This is a genomic window from Serratia sp. CY52157 (assembly GCF_052168495.1).
GTDB classification, from domain to species: Bacteria; Pseudomonadota; Gammaproteobacteria; order Enterobacterales; family Enterobacteriaceae; genus Serratia; species Serratia ureilytica.
Genome location: NZ_JBJNMO010000012.1, coordinates 1 through 21,868, shown reverse-complemented (window position 1 = coordinate 21,868; position 21,868 = coordinate 1). Strand labels below are relative to the sequence as shown.

The following is a 21,868-nucleotide window of genomic DNA, read 5'->3' as shown; positions in this document are numbered from 1 at the left end:
TATGTCTAACGTTAATCCACCGCGCGCCCGTAAAGCGCAACGCGAAGCCGCCCAGCAGTTTATCGACACGCTGCAAGGCATGGCTTTCCCAAACTCACGCCGCATCTACCTGCAGGGCTCGCGCCGCGATATCCAGGTGCCGATGCGCGAAATTCAGCTCAGCCCGACCCTGGTCGGCGGCAGCAAAGATAGCCCGCAGTATGAACAGAACGAGGCGATCCCGGTATATGACACCGCGGGCCCATACGGCGATCCGCAGGCCGAGCTCGATGTGCACGCCGGCCTGGCCAAGCTGCGCGCCGGCTGGATCGACGCGCGCGGCGATACTGCGACCCTGAGCGGCGCCAGTTCCGGCTTCACCCAACAGCGTCTGGCGGACGAGGGGCTGGATCACCTGCGCTTCGAACATCTGCCGCTGCCGCGCAAGGCGTTGCCGGGCAAGTGCGTGACCCAACTGCACTATGCCCGCGCCGGCATCGTCACCCCGGAGATGGAGTTCATCGCCATCCGTGAAAACATGGGGCGCGAACGCATTCGCGGCGAGGTGCTGCGCCACCAGCATCCGGGCCAGGGCTGGGGCGCCAACCTGCCGGACAACATCACGCCGGAGTTCGTGCGCCAGGAAGTGGCCGCCGGCCGCGCCATCATTCCCGCCAACATCAATCACCCGGAGGCGGAGCCGATGATCATCGGCCGCAATTTCCTGGTGAAGGTGAACGCCAATATCGGCAACTCGGCGGTCACGTCGTCGATCGAAGAAGAGGTGGAGAAGCTGGTGTGGGCCACCCGCTGGGGCGCAGACACCGTGATGGATCTCTCCACCGGCCGCTACATTCACGAAACCCGCGAGTGGATCCTGCGCAACAGCCCGGTGCCCATCGGCACCGTGCCTATCTACCAGGCGCTGGAGAAGGTCAACGGCGTGGCGGAAAACCTCACCTGGGAGATGTTCCGCGATACGCTGCTGGAACAGGCTGAACAAGGGGTCGATTACTTCACCATCCACGCCGGCGTGCTGCTGCGCTACGTGCCGATGACCGCCAAACGCCTGACCGGCATCGTGTCGCGCGGCGGCTCGATCATGGCCAAATGGTGTCTGTCGCACCATCAGGAAAACTTCCTCTATCAGCACTTCCGTGAAATCTGCGAGATCTGCGCCGCCTACGACGTTTCGCTGTCGCTCGGCGACGGCCTGCGCCCCGGCTCGATTCAGGACGCCAACGACGAGGCCCAGTTCGCCGAGCTGCATACGCTGGGCGAGCTGACCAAAATCGCCTGGGAATACGACGTACAGGTGATGATTGAAGGCCCGGGCCACGTGCCGATGCAGATGATCCGCCGCAACATGACCGAAGAGCTGGAACATTGCCACGAAGCGCCGTTCTACACCCTTGGCCCGCTGACCACCGATATCGCCCCGGGCTATGACCATTTCACCTCCGGCATCGGCGCGGCGATGATTGGCTGGTTCGGCTGCGCCATGCTGTGTTACGTCACGCCGAAAGAGCACCTCGGCCTGCCGAATAAAGAGGACGTCAAACAGGGCCTGATCACCTACAAGATCGCCGCCCACGCCGCCGATCTGGCCAAAGGCCATCCGGGCGCGCAAATTCGCGATAACGCCATGTCCAAGGCGCGTTTCGAATTCCGCTGGGAAGATCAGTTCAATCTGGCGCTCGATCCGGCCACCGCGCGCGCCTATCACGACGAAACCCTGCCGCAGGAGTCCGGCAAGATCGCTCACTTCTGCTCGATGTGCGGACCGAAATTCTGCTCGATGAAGATTTCACAAGAGGTGCGCGACTATGCCGCCGCCCAAGAGGCCGCCAAACCGATCGAGGTGCAGCTGACCGGCATGGAGAAAATGTCCGCCGAGTTCCGCGCCCGCGGCAGCGAGCTGTATCACAGCGCCGGCAATCTGCAGGAGGAGACGAGCAATGACTGATATCACGACGCCCTTCCCGGCGACGCCCCACAAACTGGGGCTTTACCCGGTTGTCGACAGCGTGGCGTGGATCGCTCGCCTGCTGGAGGCCGGCGTTACCACGATCCAGCTGCGCATCAAGGATCTGCCGGACGAGCAGGTCGAAGAGGATATCGCCGCCGCCATCGCGCTGGGCCGGCGTTATCAGGCGCGGCTGTTCATCAACGATTACTGGCGGCTGGCGATCAAGCACGGCGCCTACGGCGTGCATCTGGGCCAGGAAGATCTCGATACCACCGATCTGGCGGCTATTCACCGCGCCGGGCTGCGGCTCGGCGTTTCCACCCATGACGATGCCGAGCTGGCGCGCGCGCTGGCGGTGAAACCCTCCTACATCGCGCTGGGGCACATCTTCCCCACCCAGACCAAAGACATGCCTTCTGCGCCGCAGGGGCTAGCGGAGTTAAAACGCCACATCGCCGGTTTGGCGGATTACCCGACGGTGGCGATCGGCGGGATCAGTATCGATCGCGTACCGGCGGTGCTGGCGTGCGGCGTCGGCAGCGTGGCGGTGGTCAGCGCCATCACCCAGGCGCCGGACTGGCGCGCGGCGACGGCCGAACTGCTGCGGCTGATCGAAGGTAAGGAGCCGAACGATGCTTAACGATCGGGAGTTCCTGCGCTACAGCCGCCAGCTGCTGCTGGAGGATGTCGGCCCGGAAGGTCAGGAAAAACTCAAGCGCGCCACGGTGCTGATCGTCGGCCTGGGGGGGCTGGGGTCCCCGGCTTCGCTGTATCTGGCCGCCGCCGGGGTCGGCACGCTGCTGCTGGCCGACGACGACACGCTGCACGTCACCAACCTGCAGCGGCAAATCCTGTACCGCAGCGCCGATACCGCCACCGGCAAGGCGGCGCTGGCGCAACGCCATCTGCAGGCGTTGAACCCGTTGGTGGAGTCCATCCCGCTGGCCCAGCGGCTGCAAGGGCAAGCGCTGCGCGACGCGGTCGCCCGCGCCGATCTGGTGCTGGACTGCTGCGACAACATGGCGACCCGCCATGAGGTCAACGCCGCCTGCATCGCCGCCGCCAAGCCGCTGATCAGCGGCAGCGCAGTGGGTTTCAGCGGCCAGCTGCTGGTGCTCGAGCCGCCCTATGCGCACGGCTGCTACGCCTGCCTGTACCCGGAGCAGGAAGAACCGCAGCGCAACTGCCGCACCGCCGGGGTGCTCGGCCCGGTGGTCGGCGTGATCGGCACTCTGCAAGCGCTGGAGGCCATCAAGATGCTGGCCGGCCTGCCTGCCTCCCTCAGCGGCAAGCTGCGGCTGTTCGACGGCAAGCAGCAGAGCTGGAGCACGCTGCAGCTGAGCCGGGCCCGCGCCTGCCCGGTCTGCGGAGGCGCCGCATGAAGATCCGTCTGAACGACCAACCGCTGGAGCTGGCACAGCCGCTCAGCGTCGCCGCCCTGCTGACCCAGTTGGAACGCCACCAGCCGGGCACCGCGCTGGCGATCAACCAAACCATCATCCCACGCGCCGACTGGGCCGACCATCAGGTGCAGGACGGTGACGACATTTTGCTGTTTCAAGCGATCGCCGGAGGCTGACATGCTGAAAATCGCCGATACCACTTTTACCTCGCGCCTGTTCACCGGCACCGGCAAGTTCGCCACCCCGGCGCTGATGTTGGAGGCGCTGGCGGCCTCCGGCTCACAGCTGGTGACCATGGCCATGAAGCGCGTCGATCTGCGCGGCGGCAACGACGCCATTTTGGCGCCACTGCAACAGTTGGGCGTCAGGCTGTTGCCCAATACCTCCGGCGCCAAAACGGCCGCCGAAGCGGTGTTCGCCGCCCGACTGGCGCGCGAAGCGCTCGGCACCCACTGGGTGAAGCTGGAGATCCATCCCGATGTGAAATACCTGCTGCCGGATCCGATAGAAACGCTGAAGGCGGCGGAAACGCTGGTGAAAGACGGTTTTGTGGTGCTGCCCTACTGCGGCGCCGATCCGGTGCTGTGCAAACGGCTGGAAGAAGTGGGATGCGCGGCGGTGATGCCGCTCGGCGCCCCTATCGGCTCCAACCGCGGTCTGCGCACCCGTGACTTCCTCGAAATCATCATCGAGCAAGCCAAGGTGCCGGTGGTGGTAGACGCCGGCATCGGCGCGCCAAGCCACGCGCTGGAGGCGATGGAGCTGGGCGCCGACGCGGTGCTGGTGAATACCGCCATCGCCGTGGCGCGCGATCCGGTGCAGATGGCGCGGGCATTTCGCCTGGCGCTGGAGGCCGGCGAGCTGGCACGCAGCGCCGGATTAGGCTCCAGCCAGCGCGGCGCGGTCGCGTCCAGCCCGCTGACCGCTTTCCTCAGCCAGCCAGAGGAGGCGCAGTGATGACCGAAGATTTCAGTAGCCGCTGGCAACAGCTGGACTGGGACGACATTACGCTGCGCATCAACGGCAAAACGGCGCGCGACGTGGAACGCGCATTGAACGCCGACAAGCTGACGCGCGACGACTTTATGGCGCTGATCTCCCCCGCGGCCGCGCCGTATCTGGAACCGTTGGCGCAACGCGCGCAGTTGCTGACCCGTCAGCGGTTCGGCAACGTCGTTAGCTTCTATGTGCCGCTGTACCTGTCCAACCTGTGCGCCAACGACTGCACCTACTGCGGCTTTTCGATGAGCAACCGCATCAAGCGCAAAACGCTGGATGCGGCGGAGATTGCACGCGAGTGCGAAGCCATCAAGGCGCTGGGGTTCGAACATCTGTTGCTGGTCACCGGCGAACATCAGACCAAGGTCGGCATGGACTATTTCCGCCAGCACATTCCGGCGATCCGCCGCCACTTCAGCTCGCTGATGATGGAAGTGCAGCCACTGGCACAGGAGGAATACGCCGAACTGAAAACGCTGGGCCTGGACGGCGTGCTGGTGTATCAGGAAACCTACCATCCGGCCACCTATCTGCAGCACCACCTGCGCGGCCAGAAACAGGATTTCCATTGGCGCCTGGCCACGCCGGATCGCCTGGGGCGCGCCGGGATCGACAAGATCGGCCTCGGCGCGTTAATCGGCCTGTCCCACAGCTGGCGAACCGACTGCTATCTGCTGGCGGAACACCTGTTCTACCTGCAGCAAACCTATTGGCAGAGCCGCTACTCGATCTCGTTCCCACGCCTGCGCCCCTGCGCCGGCGGCATTGAGCCCGCGTCTATCATGAGTGAGCCTCAGCTGGTGCAGCTAATCTGCGCCTTCCGGCTGTTCGCGCCGGACGTTGAGCTGTCGCTGTCTACCCGGGAGTCGCCGTACTTCCGCGATCATATGATCCCGGTGGCGATCAATAGCGTCAGCGCCGGATCCAAGACGCAACCCGGCGGCTATGCCGACGACGTACCGCCTGAGCTGGAACAGTTTGAGCCGCACGACGGCCGCACGCCGCAGCAGGTCGCCGAGGCCATCAGCAACGCCGGGCTGCAGCCGGTGTGGAAAGACTGGGACGATTATCTGGGACGCAGCGCGCAATAAGCGGCAACGTTTGCCGCCGTGCGAAGAAAACGCTGGAGCGGCCGCGCAATGCCGAACGGTGGCGCTGGCGCCGGCAAACGCGCCGATTATAGTGACGTTGCCGACCGCCAAACCCGGTGTCGGCCGGGGCCGTTACCCTCTCGATGGCCCCGCCTTATCCAACCCCGGATCGCGCACAGACGCTCTTGCGCGACTCCGGTTCCTCACCAACGGCCATCCTGGAACCTGCGCCTGAGGGCACGCACGAACAGGCGGTTTTATCGGCTCAGGTGACGGGCATGATGAGGGAATAGCGGTGTTCAGCACTCACGCAGAGTGTTTTTCAATGGAGCCCGTTGCGGCAGAGAACGGCAGAACGAGGAAAAAGTCGATGCGGAGACGAAAAGTGACTCGAGGGGTAATCCCCGATACTGCCAATGGCCCTGGTGTTGGCCGTCGCGTTTTTTTGCCGCCTGCTCCCTGCTTACAGACAAGAGCAGGCGGTTTATTTTGTGAGACTGGCAACCCCCCCAGGACGCGAATCACACAGTATGTGCGCTAATTAACCATACAAACGATTAAATGTGAATGTCTTTTGAGTGTTTTTTTATTTGATATCGAGTGTATTCTGAGTTTGCCAAGGAAAATCAAACTGATATCACCGCAACCTCCGGGGCATCATCTATAATCCAGCACGGGTCCTCGCGCAGATTTACCACGCTCGCGGTCAACATCAAAAAAGCCAAGGTTGTCATGAAGAAAACGCCAAATTACATCGATGCAATCAGCGCGTTGCTCACTCTGAAAGGGGTTGGCGACAGAAAACATGCCTCCACGATGGCCAACATACTGAACCTTCAGTACAACAGCGCCAAGCAGAAGCTGGATGGTAAAAGGGGCATCACCCTCGACGAAGTCAGAAAGGTGTTTCAGTACTTCAACGAGCCATTCGCCGGCCAAAGAACGCATAACGGCGTTTTTATCATGAACAGCATTCACAAACGCTGTAAGGTTGAAGTCGACGAACACCCGGTGACACAGCTGGACGACGACGAAACCTACGCCTACAAAAAAGATGACCTTTTCATCATCAATACCAGCCGGGATACGCAGGCCGACGTACCGCTGTACAGAGTCAACAAGATAGACTTTCTGCCGGCGCCGCGCATCGCGATCCTGGACAACGACAGCGATATCCTCGAGCTGTTGAAGAAAATCGCCTGCCGCTACGGCATTGAGACCGAGACCTTTCAAACGGCGGATGCCATGCTGGCCGCACTTGAGCAACAGTCCTTTGAGGCGTTTATTCTGGACTGGCTGTTGGACTTCGGCGAAACCTCAGAACGCGTCGTGAAGAAAATAAAGGACACTCTCGATCCGCACGCGCGCATCATCATTCTGACCGGCCAGCTGAATCACTATGAGAAGAATATCGGCGATATGATCCTGCACTATGACGTGCACCTGGTGGAAAAACCGACCAAACCGCTGATTATCTCCTCACTGCTGTTGTCGAATTTATTCTTTAATTAGTTTGACCGGAATGCGGATGAAAAACGATGAACCAACGCCTTCGGTGGATTTGACCCTGATGGCGCCTTTCAGCGTCGTCACATAATTCTTGATAATGGTCAGCCCCAGCCCCAGCCCCTGCCGCGTTTCCCTTTCTACTCCCTGATTGAACGCCTTGTACAACCGTTCCAGATTATTAACGTTAAATCCGATGCCGTTGTCTTTGACCCATAAATACAGATTGCCATGGCACACCTTCACGTTGAGGATGATCGCGCCGTGGTGAGTAAATTTGTCCGCGTTGCTGAGCAGATTGGCCAATATTCGGTAGAGCTTGTATTTGTCGGAGCAAATCAAACCAACATAGGATGAACGACGCACCACGATGCGATTACCGCGCCCGGCGCTGATACTGGTCATGGCATCGTCCACCACCTCATCCAGCCGAAAGGTGGAAATATTGACGTTAACCTCCCCCATTTCAAACCGCGAATAATCCATCACCTCGCGCGTTTGTTCGGCGATCTTGTTGCCGTGGTAGGAGATCAGGCGGGCCTCCTTTTTGAGCTCTTCCTGCGCCAGCTCGTGCTCCATGATATCCGCGGCGATGACGATGGCCTGCGTCGAACCGGCGATTTCATGGTAGATGGATGAGATAAAGATGTTCTTATTCTTGATGATCTCTTTTAACGAGAAGGCGTTTCTCACCACCAGGAACATCATCAGGAACACCAAAATCAGCGATAAGACGGCGAACATCTCGGCTTTTCTCGAATTATCCTGGATGATGCCTTTAACCTCGGTGAAGTTTTTAATTTGTATCCGATAAATAATCTCCTGGATATCGACCAACGTGCCCTCGATGTCATCCATATAAGCGAGGATATCCGCCTTGCTTTTCCGCCCTGCCAGCAAACCGACGGAAAGATCGCCCAGCGTTCGGTACTGTTGCTTCAGCAGAGCGACGTTCTTGATAAATTCGTCGTCGTAATAGAAAGAGTCGCTGAAGGTGGAGCGGCTCTCCAGGATTTGGATCTTCGAGTAAAATATTTTCTTTTTGATCAGGAAAGCGTCGTAGTCGTCGTTTTCACTGAGCAGCAGCGCAGTTTTGGTTCTTTCAAACGCCAGAAACAGGATCTCGGCCACCGAGTAGTTATCCAGATTGGGTTCGATCTGCTTATAGCGCTCTTTTACGCCACCGAAGTTAATGGCAATCAGCAAAATTAATAAGGAGAAGATGGCAACCAACGCGATAAGAGTACCGATCAGTTTCTTGCTCATCTCATTTAATCTCCAGCCGTTTGACTTGCCAGACGGTTTTCGCGTTCACGTCCAGGTTATTCAGCTCGGGGTATTGATCGCGCGGATAGATAATGGCGAACGGCCCCAGCTCCCCCACGTCGATCGGCTTACCGCCGCGCAGATAGGCGACAATCACGCGATATTTAATCATCTCGTCAATCGGCATCGAATAGGAATAGTCGTCCCACGCGAAGGCACGCACCGACTTCCCTTGCAGATGGTACGCTTTCACCAGCTCCGAAAACTCAACGCCGGTGAACGCCTCTTCCGGGGTGAAATTGGTCGAGGTTTTAATCGTGTGCGACGGCATCGCCTCCAGCATCTGTCGGGTGACCTTGATCTTCTCGCCGTCCGCCGGCTTCAGGTAAAAAGAGTCAACGGCCGCATACAACGGTGCGCTGAACAGCGAAAGCAGCAGTAACGTCATCAATCCTTTGATTTTCATTATTCACCCTCTTTGCGTTTCACCAGCTCCGCCTGACCGAACTCATCCCGCCCGATCACATCCCAACCGTGATGTTGATAAAAACCTTCGGCTTTAGAGCCGGGATCGGTGGTTAAGTGAATGGCTTCGGCGCCGTGCTCAAACATCCAGGCAGTGACGCGCGCCAGCAAGGCAGAACCCATTCCCATTGATTGGTATTCCGGCTTCACGAACAGTCCGCCGATCAACGGTTCGGGGATGAACAACCCGAATCCAACGCCGGCATAGTCCTCGCCATACTTGCAGATCCAGCCACCGCCCTGGTTGATGTCTTCCAGCGCCTGCTTGCGCTGCAGATACTGGATCTGATGCGGATGCAGCAGGTTCTCTTCGACGGAAAAGCGGATCTCATACAGGTAAGGCAGGTGTTTCGCCGTCAGTTTTTCGAAGGTAATGAGGCTGTCCATGTTTCGTACTGTCCTTGGTTGTCAGGTAAAAAGCGCCGGTCAATTTCTGCTGTAACCATAGTAGCAAAGTTTGTCATAACCCGGCGCGAGGCGAAAAAAAACCGCCCCCGAGGGAGCGGTTTATCTGGCGATAGGCCCGGCGTAGCGGGCCCACGGCGCGGATGACGATTACTCGTCGTCGCTGCCGCCCAGACCTGCGTTGAGCAGTTCGGCCAGGTTCGCGGTCGCTTCTTCCGCGCTGACTTGCGGAACAACCGGCGCTTCGCCCTGAGCACGACGACGCATGCGATCCTGATGATAAGCGTAACCGGTACCGGCTGGGATCAGACGGCCCACGATGACGTTCTCTTTCAGGCCACGCAGTTCGTCGCGCTTGCCGGCTACGGCAGCTTCGGTCAGAACGCGCGTCGTTTCCTGGAACGATGCGGCGGAGATGAAGGACTCGGTCGCCAAGGAAGCCTTGGTGATACCCAGCAGATCGCGCGAGAAGGTTGCCGGGATCTTACCTTCAGCTTCCAGCTGACGGTTGGCAATCTTGACGCGAGACACTTCAGCCTGCTCGCCTTCCAGGAACTCGGAACCACCAGCGCTAACGATAGTGCCTTTACGCAGCATCTGACGAACGATAACTTCGATGTGCTTATCGTTAATCTTAACGCCTTGCAGACGGTAAACTTCCTGCACTTCGTTGGTGATGTAGCGGGTAACCGCATGCACGCCACGCAGACGCAGAATGTCGTGCGGAGACTCTGGGCCGTCGGAGACGACGTCGCCACGTTCCACCACTTCGCCTTCGAACACGTTGAGCTGACGCCATTTCGGAATCATCTCTTCGTAAGCGTCGCTGCCGTCCAGCGGAGAAATCACCAGGCGACGTTTGCCTTTGGTCTCTTTACCGAACGAGATAATCCCGCTGATTTCAGCCAGGATTGCCGGCTCTTTCGGACGACGCGCTTCGAATAGGTCGGCAACGCGCGGCAGACCACCGGTAATATCCTTGGTACCGCCGGATTCCTGAGGAATACGCGCCAGGGTATCACCCGCACCGATCTGAATGCCGTCTTCCAGCTGAACGATCGCTTTGCCCGGCAGGAAGTATTGAGCAGGCATATCAGTACCTGGGATCAATACGTCTTCGCCCTTAGCGTCAACGATTTTCAGTGCCGGACGCAGGTCTTTACCGCTACCGGTACGCTCTGCGCTGTCCAGGACAACCAGAGAAGACAAACCGGTCAGTTCGTCGGTCTGACGAGTAATCGTCTGGCCGTCGACCATGTCGGCGAAGCGAATGAAGCCGCTGACTTCACTGATGACCGGCATGGTGTGCGGATCCCAGTTAGCAACGGTTTCGCCGCCGTTAACTTCTTCACCGTCGCCTTTGCCCATCACGGCGCCGTAAGGCACCTTGTAGCTTTCTTTGGTACGGCCGAATTCGTCGATCAGTTTCAGTTCGGTGTTACGCGAGGTGATCACCAGCTTGCCTGCGGCGTTCATAACGAACTTCGCGTTGCTCAGCTTGATGCTACCCTTGTTTTTCACCTGAATGCTGGATTCAGCAGCCGCACGAGATGCCGCACCACCGATGTGGAACGTACGCATCGTCAGCTGTGTACCCGGCTCACCGATGGACTGTGCCGCGATAACGCCGATGGCTTCACCTTTGTTGATGATGTGGCCACGTGCCAGGTCGCGACCGTAGCAGTTTGCACACACACCGAAGTCGGTTTCACAGCTCACCACGGAACGGACTTTAACGCTGTCGACAGAGTTCTCTTCCAACAGGTCACACGCCTTCTCGTTCAGCAGGGTGTTGCGCGGCACCAGAATGTCCGCCGTACCCGGCTTGAGGACGTCTTCTGCCGTCACACGGCCCAGAACGCGTTCACGCAGCGGCTCTTTCACGTCGCCACCTTCGATAACCGGAGTCATCAGGATGCCGTCGTGGGTGCCACAGTCGTCTTCGGTCACCACCAGGTCCTGCGCCACGTCAACCAGACGACGGGTCAGATAACCGGAGTTCGCGGTTTTCAGTGCGGTATCCGCCAGACCTTTACGAGCACCGTGAGTGGAGATGAAGTACTGGAGTACGTTCAGACCTTCACGGAAGTTCGCGGTGATTGGCGTTTCGATGATGGAGCCGTCCGGCTTCGCCATCAGACCACGCATACCGGCCAGCTGACGAATCTGAGCGGCGGAACCACGCGCACCGGAGTCGGCCATCATAAAGATGCTGTTGAAGGAAACTTGCTGTTCCACTTCGCCGTCACGGTTAACCACGTCTTCTACCGACAGGTTTTCCATCATCGCTTTCGCAACGCGTTCGTTCGCGGCAGCCCAGATATCGATCACTTTGTTGTAGCGTTCGCCGGCGGTCACCAGACCAGACTGGAACTGCTCCTGGATCTCGGCAACTTCGGTTTCCGCTTCTTCGATGATCTCAGCCTTCTTGGCCGGGATAACCATGTCGTCGATACCTACGGAAGCGCCGGAACGGGCTGCGTAAGCAAAGCCGGTGTACATGATCTGGTCAGCAAAGATAACGGTCGGCTTCAGGCCCAGGATGCGGTAACAGGTGTTCAGCATCTTGGAGATCGCTTTCTTGCCCAAAGGCTGGTTAACGATCGCGTACGGCAGACCTTTCGGTACGATCATCCACAGGATGGCGCGGCCGATGGTGGTGTCGATGATGCTGGTCTGAGAGGTCCACTCGCCTTCGGCGTTCTTGACGTCTTCGGTGATACGCACTTTAACGCGCGCATGCAGCGACGCCAGGCCGGCGCGGTAAACACGCTCAGCTTCTTTGGAACCGTTCAGCACCATGCCTTCGCCTTTGGCGTTAACACAGTCGCGGGTCATGTAGTACAGACCCAGTACAACGTCCTGAGAAGGAACGATGATTGGCTCGCCGTTCGCTGGGGACAGGATGTTGTTGGTGGACATCATCAGCGCACGCGCTTCCAGCTGGGCTTCCAGCGTCAGCGGTACGTGAACGGCCATCTGGTCACCATCGAAGTCGGCGTTATATGCCGCACAAACCAGCGGGTGCAGCTGGATCGCTTTACCTTCGATCAGAACCGGTTCAAACGCCTGGATACCCAAACGGTGCAGGGTTGGTGCACGGTTCAGCAGTACCGGGTGTTCGCGAATCACTTCGTCCAGGATATCCCAAACGACGGCTTCTTCACGCTCAACCATTTTCTTGGCGGCTTTGATGGTGGTGGCCAGGCCACGCAGCTCCAATTTGCCGTAGATGAACGGTTTGAACAGCTCCAACGCCATCTTCTTAGGCAGACCGCACTGATGCAGACGCAGGTATGGACCTACGGTGATAACGGAACGGCCTGAGTAGTCAACGCGTTTACCGAGCAGGTTCTGACGGAAACGACCCTGCTTACCTTTGATCATGTCGGCCAAAGATTTCAGAGGGCGTTTGTTGGAACCGGTGATCGCACGACCGCGACGGCCGTTATCCAGCAGGGCGTCTACCGCTTCTTGCAGCATACGCTTTTCGTTGCGCACGATGATGTCCGGCGCAGCCAGATCCAGCAGGCGTTTCAGACGGTTGTTACGGTTGATCACGCGGCGATACAGATCGTTCAGATCCGACGTCGCGAAACGACCGCCATCCAGCGGAACCAGCGGGCGCAGATCCGGCGGCAGTACCGGCAGCACGGTCAGGATCATCCACTCCGGCTTGTTACCGGACTGTACGAACGCTTCCAGCAGCTTGATACGCTTGGTCAGTTTCTTGCGCTTGGTTTCGGAGTTGGTTTCGTTCAACTCTTCACGCAGCTGCTCGCACTCGGCTTCCAGATCCATGTTTTTCAACAGGGCCTGAATGGCTTCCGCACCCATCTTGGCGTCGAATTCGTCACCGAACTCTTCCAGCGCGTCCAGATACTGCTCTTCGGTCAGGATCTGACGACGCTCGAGGTTGGTCATACCGCCTTCGACCACCACATAGGATTCGAAGTACAGTACGCGTTCGATATCACGCAGCGGCATATCCAGCAGCAAACCGATGCGGGATGGCAGCGATTTCAGGAACCAGATGTGCGCAGTCGGGGAAGCCAGCTCGATGTGGCCCATGCGCTCACGACGCACTTTGGTCTGGGTCACTTCAACGCCGCACTTCTCACAGATCACGCCGCGGTGTTTCAAGCGCTTGTACTTACCGCACAGGCACTCGTAATCTTTTACCGGCCCGAAGATACGGGCGCAGAAAAGGCCGTCACGCTCTGGTTTGAACGTACGGTAGTTAATGGTTTCCGGCTTCTTAACTTCACCGAACGACCACGAACGGATCATGTCTGGCGAGGCCAGAGCAATCTTGATCGCATCAAACTCTTCGGTCTTAGTTTGCGCTTTCAGAAACTTCAATAAGTCTTTCACGGATTGGCTCCTGTCGGAGTTAAACCTGTTGGGCACCCACAACCGCAGTAGGTACCCGTGTGACCTGAACAACCACCCTCAGGCTCCCTTAGGCGGGGAGCCTGAGCCGGAATGACGATTACTCGTCTTCCAGTTCGATGTTGATGCCGAGCGAGCGGATTTCTTTCAACAGTACGTTGAAGGATTCCGGCATGCCTGGCTCCATCCGGTGATCGCCATCCACGATGTTTTTGTACATCTTGGTACGGCCGTTAACGTCATCCGACTTAACGGTGAGCATTTCCTGCAGGGTATAAGCCGCGCCGTATGCTTCCAGTGCCCACACTTCCATCTCACCGAAGCGTTGACCACCGAACTGCGCTTTACCACCCAGAGGCTGCTGAGTAACCAAGCTGTAAGAACCGGTTGAACGGGCGTGCATTTTATCGTCAACCAAGTGGTTCAGTTTCAGCATGTACATATAGCCGACAGTAACCTGGCGCTCGAATTGCTCACCGGTACGGCCATCGAACAGCGTGATCTGACCGGAGGTCGGGATACCGCCCATTTCCAGCAGCTTCTTGATTTCAGTCTCTTTCGCACCGTCAAACACCGGCGTTGCGATCGGCATACCTTTTTTCAGGTTCTCTGCCAGACGCAGCACTTCGTCGTCGCTGAAGGTGTTCAGGTCAACTTTCTGGCAAACGTCGTCGCCCAGATCGTAGGCCTTCTGGATGAACTCACGCAGCTTGGCCACTTCCTGCTGCTGCTTCAGCATCTGGTTGATCTTCTCACCGATGCCTTTCGCAGCCATACCCAGGTGGGTTTCCAGGATCTGACCGATGTTCATACGTGATGGTACGCCCAGCGGGTTCAGTACGATGTCTACCGGCGTGCCGTTTTCATCGTAAGGCATATCTTCGATCGGGTTGATCTTGGAGATAACACCCTTGTTACCGTGGCGGCCCGCCATCTTGTCACCCGGTTGGATCTGACGTTTAACGGCCAGATAAACCTTGACGATTTTCAGTACGCCCGGCGCCAGATCGTCGCCCTGAGTGATCTTACGACGCTTGGCTTCCAGCTTCTTCTCGAAGTCGGATTTCAGTTCGTCGTACTGCTCAGCCAGCTGCTCCAGCTGGTTTTGCTTCTCTTCGTCGGTCAGGCCCAGTTCCAGCCAGCGATCACGCGGCAGCTTGCTCAGCTTGTCGGCTTCGATGCCACCGGCAACCAGTACCGCGTGGATACGCGCAAACAGGCCGGCTTCCAGGATCTGCAGTTCTTCAGTCAGGTCTTTCTTCGCCTGCTTCAGCTGCATCTCTTCGATTTCCAACGCGCGCTTGTCTTTTTCCACGCCATCGCGGGTGAAGACCTGCACGTCGATAACCGTACCGGAAACACCGTTCGGCACACGCAGAGAAGAGTCTTTAACGTCAGACGCTTTCTCACCGAAGATCGCACGCAGCAGTTTCTCTTCCGGCGTCAGCTGGGTTTCGCCTTTAGGCGTTACCTTACCGACCAGGATGTCGCCGCCGGTCACTTCAGCACCGATATACACGATACCGGACTCATCCAGCTTGGAGAGCGCCGCTTCACCCACGTTAGGGATGTCGGCGGTGATCTCTTCAGGCCCCAGCTTGGTGTCGCGAGACACGCACGCCAGTTCCTGGATGTGGATGGTGGTGAAGCGATCTTCCTGCACCACGCGCTCGGAGACCAAGATGGAGTCTTCGAAGTTGTAGCCGTTCCAAGGCATGAACGCTACGCGCATGTTCTGGCCCAGCGCCAGTTCGCCCAGGTCTGTCGATGGGCCATCCGCCAGCACGTCGCCGCGCTCGATTGGCTCACCCAGATTCACACACGGCATCTGGTTGATGCAGGTGTTCTGGTTAGAACGGGTGTACTTGGTCAGGTTGTAAATATCGATACCTGCTTCGCCCGGGTACATCTCGTCTTCGTTAACTTTGATAACGATACGGGAAGCATCCACGTACTGGATCACACCGCCGCGTTTGGCAACGGCAGTTACGCCGGAGTCAACCGCTACAGCGCGTTCCATACCGGTACCGACCAGCGGCTTATCGGCGCGCAGGGTTGGTACGGCCTGACGTTGCATGTTCGCACCCATCAATGCACGGTTGGCGTCATCGTGTTCCAGGAATGGAATCAGTGAGGCACCAACGGAAACGACCTGTTGGGTGGATACGTCCATGTAGTCAACCTGGTCGCGGCTGAACAGGCTTGATTCGCCTTTGCTGCGGCAGGTGACCAGGTCTTCTACGAAGCGGCCTTCGTCATCCAGGTTGGAGTTCGCCTGGGCGATAACGAAGTTGCCTTCTTCAATAGCAGACAGGTAGTTGATTTCATCGGTCACCACGCCGTCACGCACGCGGCGGTACGGGGTTTCCAGGAAGCCATACTCGTTAGTCTGTGCGTACACGGACAGGGAGTTGATCAGACCGATGTTTGGACCTTCCGGCGTTTCGATTGGGCACACGCGGCCGTAGTGGGTCGGGTGTACGTCTCGAACTTCAAAGCCGGCGCGCTCACGGGTCAGACCGCCCGGGCCCAGTGCGGAGATACGACGCTTGTGCGTGATCTCGGACAACGGGTTGTTCTGGTCCATGAACTGGGACAGCTGGCTGGAGCCGAAGAACTCTTTCACCGCCGCCGAAATCGGTTTGGCGTTGATCATGTCCTGAGGCATCAGGGTATCCAGATCGCCCAGAGACAGACGCTCTTTCACCGCACGCTCAACACGCACCAGACCTACGCGGAACTGGTTCTCGGCCATTTCGCCGACGGAGCGGATACGACGGTTGCCCAAGTGGTCGATATCGTCCACTTCGCCCTTGCCGTTACGGATATCGATGAGCTTCTTCATCACTTCGATGATGTCGTCTTTGCTCAGGATGCCCGAACCTTCGATCTCGTCGCGCAGCAGAGAACGGTTGAACTTCATACGGCCAACCGCGGACAGATCGTAGCGGTCTTCGGAGAAGAACAGGTTCTCGAACAGGCTTTCGGCAGCTTCGCGCGTTGGCGGCTCACCAGGGCGCATCATGCGGTAGATTTCTACCAGCGAGCTCAGACGATCGTTGGTCGGATCGACACGCAGCGTTTCAGAGATGTACGCGCCGTGGTCCAGATCGTTGGTGAACAGCGTTTCGATGCGCTTGTGGCCGGACTGGCTCAGCTTGGCCAGCAGATCCAGCGACAGCTCCATGTTGGCTGCGCAGATCAGTTCGCCGGTATTGGTATCGATATAGTCTTTCGCGACCACTTTGCCCGCGATGTACTCTACCGGTACTTCAATGCTCTGAATGTCGTCTTTTTCCAGCTGACGGATATGACGAGCGGTGATGCGACGGCCTTTCTCTACGTAGATCTTGCCGTTGGCTTCGATATCGAACGAAGCGGTCTCACCACGCAGGCGCTCTGGCACCAGCTCCATCTGCAGCTTGTTGTCGCGGATTTCGAAGACGATCTTGTCAAAGAACAGGTCGAGGATCTGTTCAGTGGTGTAGTTCAGCGCGCGCAGAATGATGGTCGCAGGCAGTTTGCGGCGACGGTCAATACGCACGAACAGGTTGTCTTTCGGATCGAACTCGAAGTCCAACCATGAACCGCGGTAAGGGATGATGCGTGCGTTGTACAGCACTTTACCCGAGGAGTGGGTTTTGCCCTTATCGCTGTCAAAGAATACGCCAGGACTACGGTGCAACTGAGATACGATAACCCTCTCAGTACCGTTGATCACAAAGGTGCCGTTTTCGGTCATGAGCGGAATTTCGCCCATGTAGACTTCTTGTTCCTTGATGTCTTTGACCGTACCTTCAGGCGCTTCGCGCTCATAGATAACCAGGCGCAGTTTTACGCGCAGCGGTGCAGAGAACGTCACACCACGGATCTGGCACTCTTTGACGTCGAAGACCGGCTCACCAAGACGGTAGCTAACGTATTGCAGCTCCGAATTGCCACTGTAGCTCTGGATAGGGAAAACAGAACGGAATGCGGCTTCAAGGCCGTACTGCCCTTCTGGATCTTGCTCGATAAACTTCTGGAACGAGTCAAGCTGGATAGAAAGGAGATATGGTATGTCCAGCACTTGTGGACGTTTACCAAAATCCTTACGAATACGTTTTTTCTCGGTATAGGAGTAAACCATAGGGTTCCTCAGCTCGCTGATCAGTGACCCAATCTGTCCGTCCGATTAGGGACAGTTCATGCAACACCGTTTTGTCGACCGGAAAGCGGGAACACTTTCCGCAATATCTCTTGCTATCACGCTTAAACCATTTCATCGCGCCTTCCCCCAGAACTCCTGGTAGTGCAAAGACCGCGGTATATTAAGTCGTCGATAGAAACAAACATTGGGAGGCGAAACCAGCAGCCAAACAGTGTGAAACGCTACTGGCGCCCTACAGCGCAAAAAGGCTGGTGACTAAAAAGTCACCAGCCATCAGCCTAAAAGACTAGGCTGCAACCGGAAGGGTTGGCTTATTTAACTTCAACTTCTGCGCCAGCTTCTTCCAGAGATTTTTTCAGAGCTTCTGCGTCATCTTTGCTCACGCCTTCTTTCAGAGCGGCTGGAGCAGATTCAACCAGGTCTTTAGCTTCTTTCAGACCCAGGCCGGTAGCGCCACGTACTGCTTTGATAACAGCAACTTTGTTAGCGCCTGCAGCTTTCAGGATAACGTCGAATTCAGTTTTCTCTTCAGCAGCTTCAGCTGGGCCAGCAGCTACAGCTACAGCAGCAGCAGCAGAAACGCCGAATTTTTCTTCCATAGCGGAAACCAGTTCAACAACGTCCATTACGGACATAGCGGCAACTGCTTCCAGGATTTGGTCTTTAGTGATAGACATAACAATTGTTCCTAAAATTCAGAAATAGTTTAAATACGTTAGCAAAGGCTAAGAAAGAGTGGCTTACGCCGCTTCTTTCTGATCGCGTACTGCAGCCAGAGTGCGAACCAGTTTGCCGGCAGCGGCTTCTTTCATGGTTGCCATCAGGCGTGCGATCGCTTCTTCGTAAGTTGGCAGCGTCGCCAGGCGGTCGATTTGCGCCGCTGGGATCAGCTCACCTTCAAAGGCCGCAGCTTTAACCTCGAATTTTGCATTCGCTTTCGCGAACTCTTTGAACAGACGAGCAGCAGCGCCCGGGTGTTCGTGAGAGAATGCAATCAAGGTTGGACCGACAAACGTGTCTTTCAGGCATTCGAATGGAGTGCCTTCAACTACGCGACGCATCAGGGTGTTGCGAACAACACGCATGTAAACGCCAGCTTCACGACCTGCTTTACGCAGTTCAGTCATTTTATCTACGGTAACGCCGCGGGAATCCGCAACAACCGCAGACAGCGCGCCTTTGGCTACTTCGCTGACTTCAGCAACAATCGCTTGTTTGTCTTGAAGATTTAATGCCATTAGCTTTTTGCTCCTGGATTAGCCGGGGAAAATCCCCCGGAACTCACTTCACTCGGCGCTTTGTAAAACGCCACGCCGAGCGGCTTAACACGGTGAGCAGAATCCAGCAAAGACATTCTTTTATAAAAAAGAAAAATTTTCTTAGGCTCTGTCACCGTCTACGCAGGAAGGATTAAGTATCTTGCGATACACCTGCGGTCTTGGACGGAGGCCTGGATAGGCCAGGCTCCAACCGAAAAATCTTTGTTTTGCCTACGGCATAGCCAATAGCAAAACCTTGGGGCATAAGATTCTAGACAAATCTCGGCCCCAAGTCAAAGCGATAATCGCAAGTGCGATTAGTTCGCTGCGGCAGACAGACCGCTTTGATCGATAGCAACGCCAGCACCCATGGTGGTGGAGAGGCTAACTTTCTTGATGTACATGCCTTTCGCCTGAGAAGGTTTTGCTTTTTTCAGCGCAACCAGCAGGGCTTCCAGGTTTTCTTTCAGTTTGTCTGCGTCGAAATCAACCTTACCGATAGTGGTATGGATGATGCCGTTTTTGTCGTTACGGTAGCGAACCTGACCTGCTTTAGCGTTTTTCACTGCTTCAGCAACGTTCGGAGTAACGGTACCCACTTTCGGGTTTGGCATCAGGCCGCGTGGACCCAGGATCTGGCCCAGTTGACCTACAACGCGCATTGCATCCGGAGAAGCAATAACAACGTCGAAGTTCATTTCGCCTTTCTTGATCTGCTCAGCCAGATCGTCCATACCTACCAGCTCTGCGCCGGCAGCTTTCGCTGCTTCAGCGTTAGCGCCTTGGGTAAATACGGCAACGCGAACGGAACGACCGGTGCCGTGTGGCAGAACGGTAGCGCCACGAACGTTTTGGTCAGATTTACGAGCGTCGATGCCGAGGTTAACGGCAACGTCAACGCTTTCTACGAATTTAGCGGTGGCCAGCTCTTTCAGCAGAGCAACAGCTTCAGTGATGTCATACTGTTTAGTAGCATCAACTTTGTCACGGATCACGCGCATGCGCTTGGTCAGCTTAGCCATCTCTTAATCCTCCACTACCAGGCCCATGGAACGAGCGGTACCTTCGATGGAGCGAGTCATCGCTTCAACGTCAGAACCAGTCATGTCCGCAGCTTTGGTTTCTGCGATTTCACGTACCTGAGCACGGGTCACTTTACCTACTTTGTCTTTGTTCGGCTTACCGGAACCAGACTTGATACCAGCCGCTTTTTTCAGCAGAACTGCTGCTGGCGGGGTTTTGGTAACGAAAGTGAAGGAGCGATCAGAATAAACGGTGATAACAACCGGAATCGGCAGACCTTTCTCAACGCTGTCAGTTTTAGCGTTGAATGCCTTACAGAATTCCATGATGTTAACGCCCTGCTGACCCAGAGCTGGACCCACTGGTGGGCTCGGGTTAGCCATACCAGCTGCAACTTGCAGCTTAACGTAGGCTTGTACTTTCTTAGCCATTTAAATTTCCTCGGTTTGGGTAGTATCGCCTCGTGAGAGGCTCCCCGTGTTTAACCTCGCCGGACAAACATCAGGCAAGGCATCTAAAAACAAAAGGCGCGAAATTGTAGTTCAATTTCGCGCCTTTGACAAGCGGCAACGGACCGCTTATTGCTGATTATTCGATCAACCTTTTTCAACCTGGCTGAAGTCCAGTTCCACCGGCGTTGCACGACCGAAGATGGAAACGGAAACTTTCAGGCGGCTCTTCTCGTAATCGACTTCTTCGACCACGCCGTTGAAATCGGCAAACGGGCCGTCGTTGACGCGCACCAGCTCGCCCGGTTCGAACAGCGTTTTCGGACGCGGTTTGTCACCGACCTGCTGCAGGCGGTTCATGATCGCATCAACTTCTTTATCGCTGATCGGCGCAGGACGGTCAGACGTACCGCCGATGAACCCCATGACACGCGGTACGCTGCGCACCAGGTGCCAGCTGGCGTCATTCATCACCATCTGCACCAGCACGTAGCCAGGGAAGAATTTACGCTCGCTCTTGCGACGCTGGCCACCACGGATTTCAACCACTTCTTCCGTAGGCACCATCACTTCGCCGAACAGCTCTTCCATATCGTGCAGTTTGATGTGTTCACGCAGCGATTGCGCTACGCGACCTTCAAAACCGGAAAACGCCTGAACGACGTACCAACGTTTTTTTGGAGCTTCAGACATTTTAGAACCTCAGGCCAGTAATAAACGACACCAGACGGACCAGAATACCATCCAGCCCCCACAGAATCAGTGACATCACGGCGGTTACCGCGGCAACGATCAACGTGGTGTGTAGCGTTTCCTGACGAGTTGGCCAAATCACTTTACGTACTTCGGTACGCGCTTCGCGGGCAAACGCAACGGTAGCTTTGCCTTTGGTGGTCATCAGAGCCACTGCACCTGCAACGGCGATGATCAGCACAACTGCCAGCGCGCGCAATGGCAGGCTTAAATCACGGTAGTAATAGTTACCGACAATAGCCACAACCAACAGAACGGCGACGATCAGCCACTTTGCCGCTTCCAGGCCGCGTCCGCTCCCTTGAGCCTCGGTATTCGCACTCATAAACCAACCTGTCACAATGATGATTCAGAACAAACAACTTTGCCTCGCATTGCGAGGCAAACCAAACCGATCGGATACCGCACTAGCGATATCCCGGTGTTTTACGCCATGACGTATTCAGTCAATACGGTTTAAGAGCCCATCTCACCAATGATTATGACTGCAAAATCGCTGATGAGATAGGTTCTAGTTCACAGCGTAGAAAAAGGGCATCAAATGATGCCCTTTTACCGCGTGTCGCGTCAAACTTTATCAGCGATTAAGCGATAACTTTAGCAACAACACCAGCGCCTACAGTACGGCCGCCTTCACGGATTGCGAAACGCAGACCGTCATCCATCGCGATTGGGTGAATCAGGGTTACAACCATGTTC

At 56.7% G+C, this 21,868-nt stretch carries 18 protein-coding genes and 1 pseudogene; 7 read left to right on the top strand and 12 right to left on the bottom strand.

Features of this window, described 5'->3' with window-relative positions; genetic code table 11:
* The first annotated feature begins 1 nt into the window (after position 1).
* The 7 genes from thiC (at position 2) to ACJ8IP_RS23825 (ending at position 6,953) form a co-directional block, all read left to right on the top strand.
* On the top strand, positions 2 to 1,945 hold the full coding sequence (gene thiC / locus ACJ8IP_RS23855) for a phosphomethylpyrimidine synthase ThiC (protein WP_046688072.1): 1,944 nt from the start codon (positions 2 to 4) through the stop codon (positions 1,943 to 1,945).
* Positions 1,938 to 2,588 (top strand): thiamine phosphate synthase, encoded by a 651-nt coding sequence (gene thiE / locus ACJ8IP_RS23850; protein WP_033652708.1) that lies wholly within the window; start codon positions 1,938 to 1,940, stop codon positions 2,586 to 2,588. Before thiC ends, thiE begins: the two co-directional genes overlap by 8 nt.
* Complete coding sequence (locus tag ACJ8IP_RS23845) at positions 2,581 to 3,330, top strand: HesA/MoeB/ThiF family protein (protein WP_123062079.1); 750 nt, start codon at positions 2,581 to 2,583, stop codon at positions 3,328 to 3,330. The genes thiE and ACJ8IP_RS23845 overlap by 8 nt, the downstream gene beginning before the upstream one ends.
* The gene (thiS, locus tag ACJ8IP_RS23840; RefSeq protein WP_016929423.1) at positions 3,327 to 3,527 is read left to right on the top strand and encodes a sulfur carrier protein ThiS; all 201 of its coding nucleotides are present in this window, start codon (positions 3,327 to 3,329) and stop codon (positions 3,525 to 3,527) included. The genes ACJ8IP_RS23845 and thiS overlap by 4 nt, the downstream gene beginning before the upstream one ends.
* A gap of 1 nt (position 3,528) precedes the next feature.
* Positions 3,529 to 4,308 carry a thiazole synthase gene (locus tag ACJ8IP_RS23835; RefSeq protein ID WP_033652706.1) on the top strand — a complete coding sequence of 260 codons (780 nt, stop codon included), beginning with the start codon at positions 3,529 to 3,531 and terminating at the stop codon, positions 4,306 to 4,308.
* A complete protein-coding gene (thiH, locus tag ACJ8IP_RS23830) occupies positions 4,308 to 5,441 on the top strand; it encodes a 2-iminoacetate synthase ThiH (RefSeq protein ID WP_164107468.1) in 1,134 nt (377 codons plus the stop codon). The genes ACJ8IP_RS23835 and thiH overlap by 1 nt, the downstream gene beginning before the upstream one ends.
* A gap of 732 nt (positions 5,442 to 6,173) precedes the next feature.
* A complete protein-coding gene (locus ACJ8IP_RS23825; protein WP_046688068.1) occupies positions 6,174 to 6,953 on the top strand; it encodes a helix-turn-helix domain-containing protein in 780 nt (259 codons plus the stop codon).
* Here ACJ8IP_RS23825 and ACJ8IP_RS23820 read toward each other — a convergent pair.
* The 12 genes and pseudogenes from ACJ8IP_RS23820 to ACJ8IP_RS23765 form a co-directional block, all read right to left on the bottom strand.
* Entirely contained in the window at positions 6,939 to 8,213 is a 1,275-nt protein-coding gene (locus ACJ8IP_RS23820) for a sensor histidine kinase (protein WP_033652704.1), read from the bottom strand. The genes ACJ8IP_RS23825 and ACJ8IP_RS23820 overlap by 15 nt on opposite strands.
* 1 nt (position 8,214) lies before the next feature.
* Complete coding sequence (locus ACJ8IP_RS23815; protein ID WP_046897425.1) at positions 8,215 to 8,679, bottom strand: oxidoreductase; 465 nt, start codon at positions 8,677 to 8,679, stop codon at positions 8,215 to 8,217.
* Positions 8,679 to 9,125, bottom strand: a complete 447-nt coding sequence (locus ACJ8IP_RS23810) for a GNAT family N-acetyltransferase (protein ID WP_033652702.1) — start codon at positions 9,123 to 9,125, stop codon at positions 8,679 to 8,681. The genes ACJ8IP_RS23815 and ACJ8IP_RS23810 overlap by 1 nt, the downstream gene beginning before the upstream one ends.
* 168 nt (positions 9,126 to 9,293) lie before the next feature.
* A complete protein-coding gene (gene rpoC, locus ACJ8IP_RS23805) occupies positions 9,294 to 13,517 on the bottom strand; it encodes a DNA-directed RNA polymerase subunit beta' (RefSeq protein ID WP_033644357.1) in 4,224 nt (1,407 codons plus the stop codon).
* A 118-nt stretch (positions 13,518 to 13,635) separates the two neighbouring features.
* A complete protein-coding gene (gene rpoB / locus ACJ8IP_RS23800; protein WP_047024913.1) occupies positions 13,636 to 17,664 on the bottom strand; it encodes a DNA-directed RNA polymerase subunit beta in 4,029 nt (1,342 codons plus the stop codon).
* Between the two features lie 332 nt (positions 17,665 to 17,996).
* Positions 17,997 to 18,362, bottom strand: a complete 366-nt coding sequence (rplL, locus tag ACJ8IP_RS23795) for a 50S ribosomal protein L7/L12 (RefSeq protein ID WP_004929903.1) — start codon at positions 18,360 to 18,362, stop codon at positions 17,997 to 17,999.
* A 63-nt stretch (positions 18,363 to 18,425) separates the two neighbouring features.
* Positions 18,426 to 18,923 (bottom strand): 50S ribosomal protein L10, encoded by a 498-nt coding sequence (gene rplJ, locus ACJ8IP_RS23790; protein WP_004929905.1) that lies wholly within the window; start codon positions 18,921 to 18,923, stop codon positions 18,426 to 18,428.
* Positions 18,924 to 19,261: 338 nt separating this feature from the next.
* On the bottom strand, positions 19,262 to 19,966 hold the full coding sequence (gene rplA, locus ACJ8IP_RS23785; RefSeq protein ID WP_004929908.1) for a 50S ribosomal protein L1: 705 nt from the start codon (positions 19,964 to 19,966) through the stop codon (positions 19,262 to 19,264).
* Positions 19,967 to 19,969: 3 nt separating this feature from the next.
* A complete protein-coding gene (gene rplK / locus ACJ8IP_RS23780; RefSeq protein WP_015376316.1) occupies positions 19,970 to 20,398 on the bottom strand; it encodes a 50S ribosomal protein L11 in 429 nt (142 codons plus the stop codon).
* A 165-nt stretch (positions 20,399 to 20,563) separates the two neighbouring features.
* Complete coding sequence (gene nusG, locus ACJ8IP_RS23775) at positions 20,564 to 21,109, bottom strand: transcription termination/antitermination protein NusG (protein WP_004929914.1); 546 nt, start codon at positions 21,107 to 21,109, stop codon at positions 20,564 to 20,566.
* Between the two features lies 1 nt (position 21,110).
* Complete coding sequence (gene secE, locus ACJ8IP_RS23770) at positions 21,111 to 21,494, bottom strand: preprotein translocase subunit SecE (RefSeq protein ID WP_004929916.1); 384 nt, start codon at positions 21,492 to 21,494, stop codon at positions 21,111 to 21,113.
* Positions 21,495 to 21,753: 259 nt separating this feature from the next.
* Positions 21,754 to 21,868 (bottom strand): annotated as a pseudogene (locus ACJ8IP_RS23765) (EF-Tu/IF-2/RF-3 family GTPase); the annotation flags it as partial.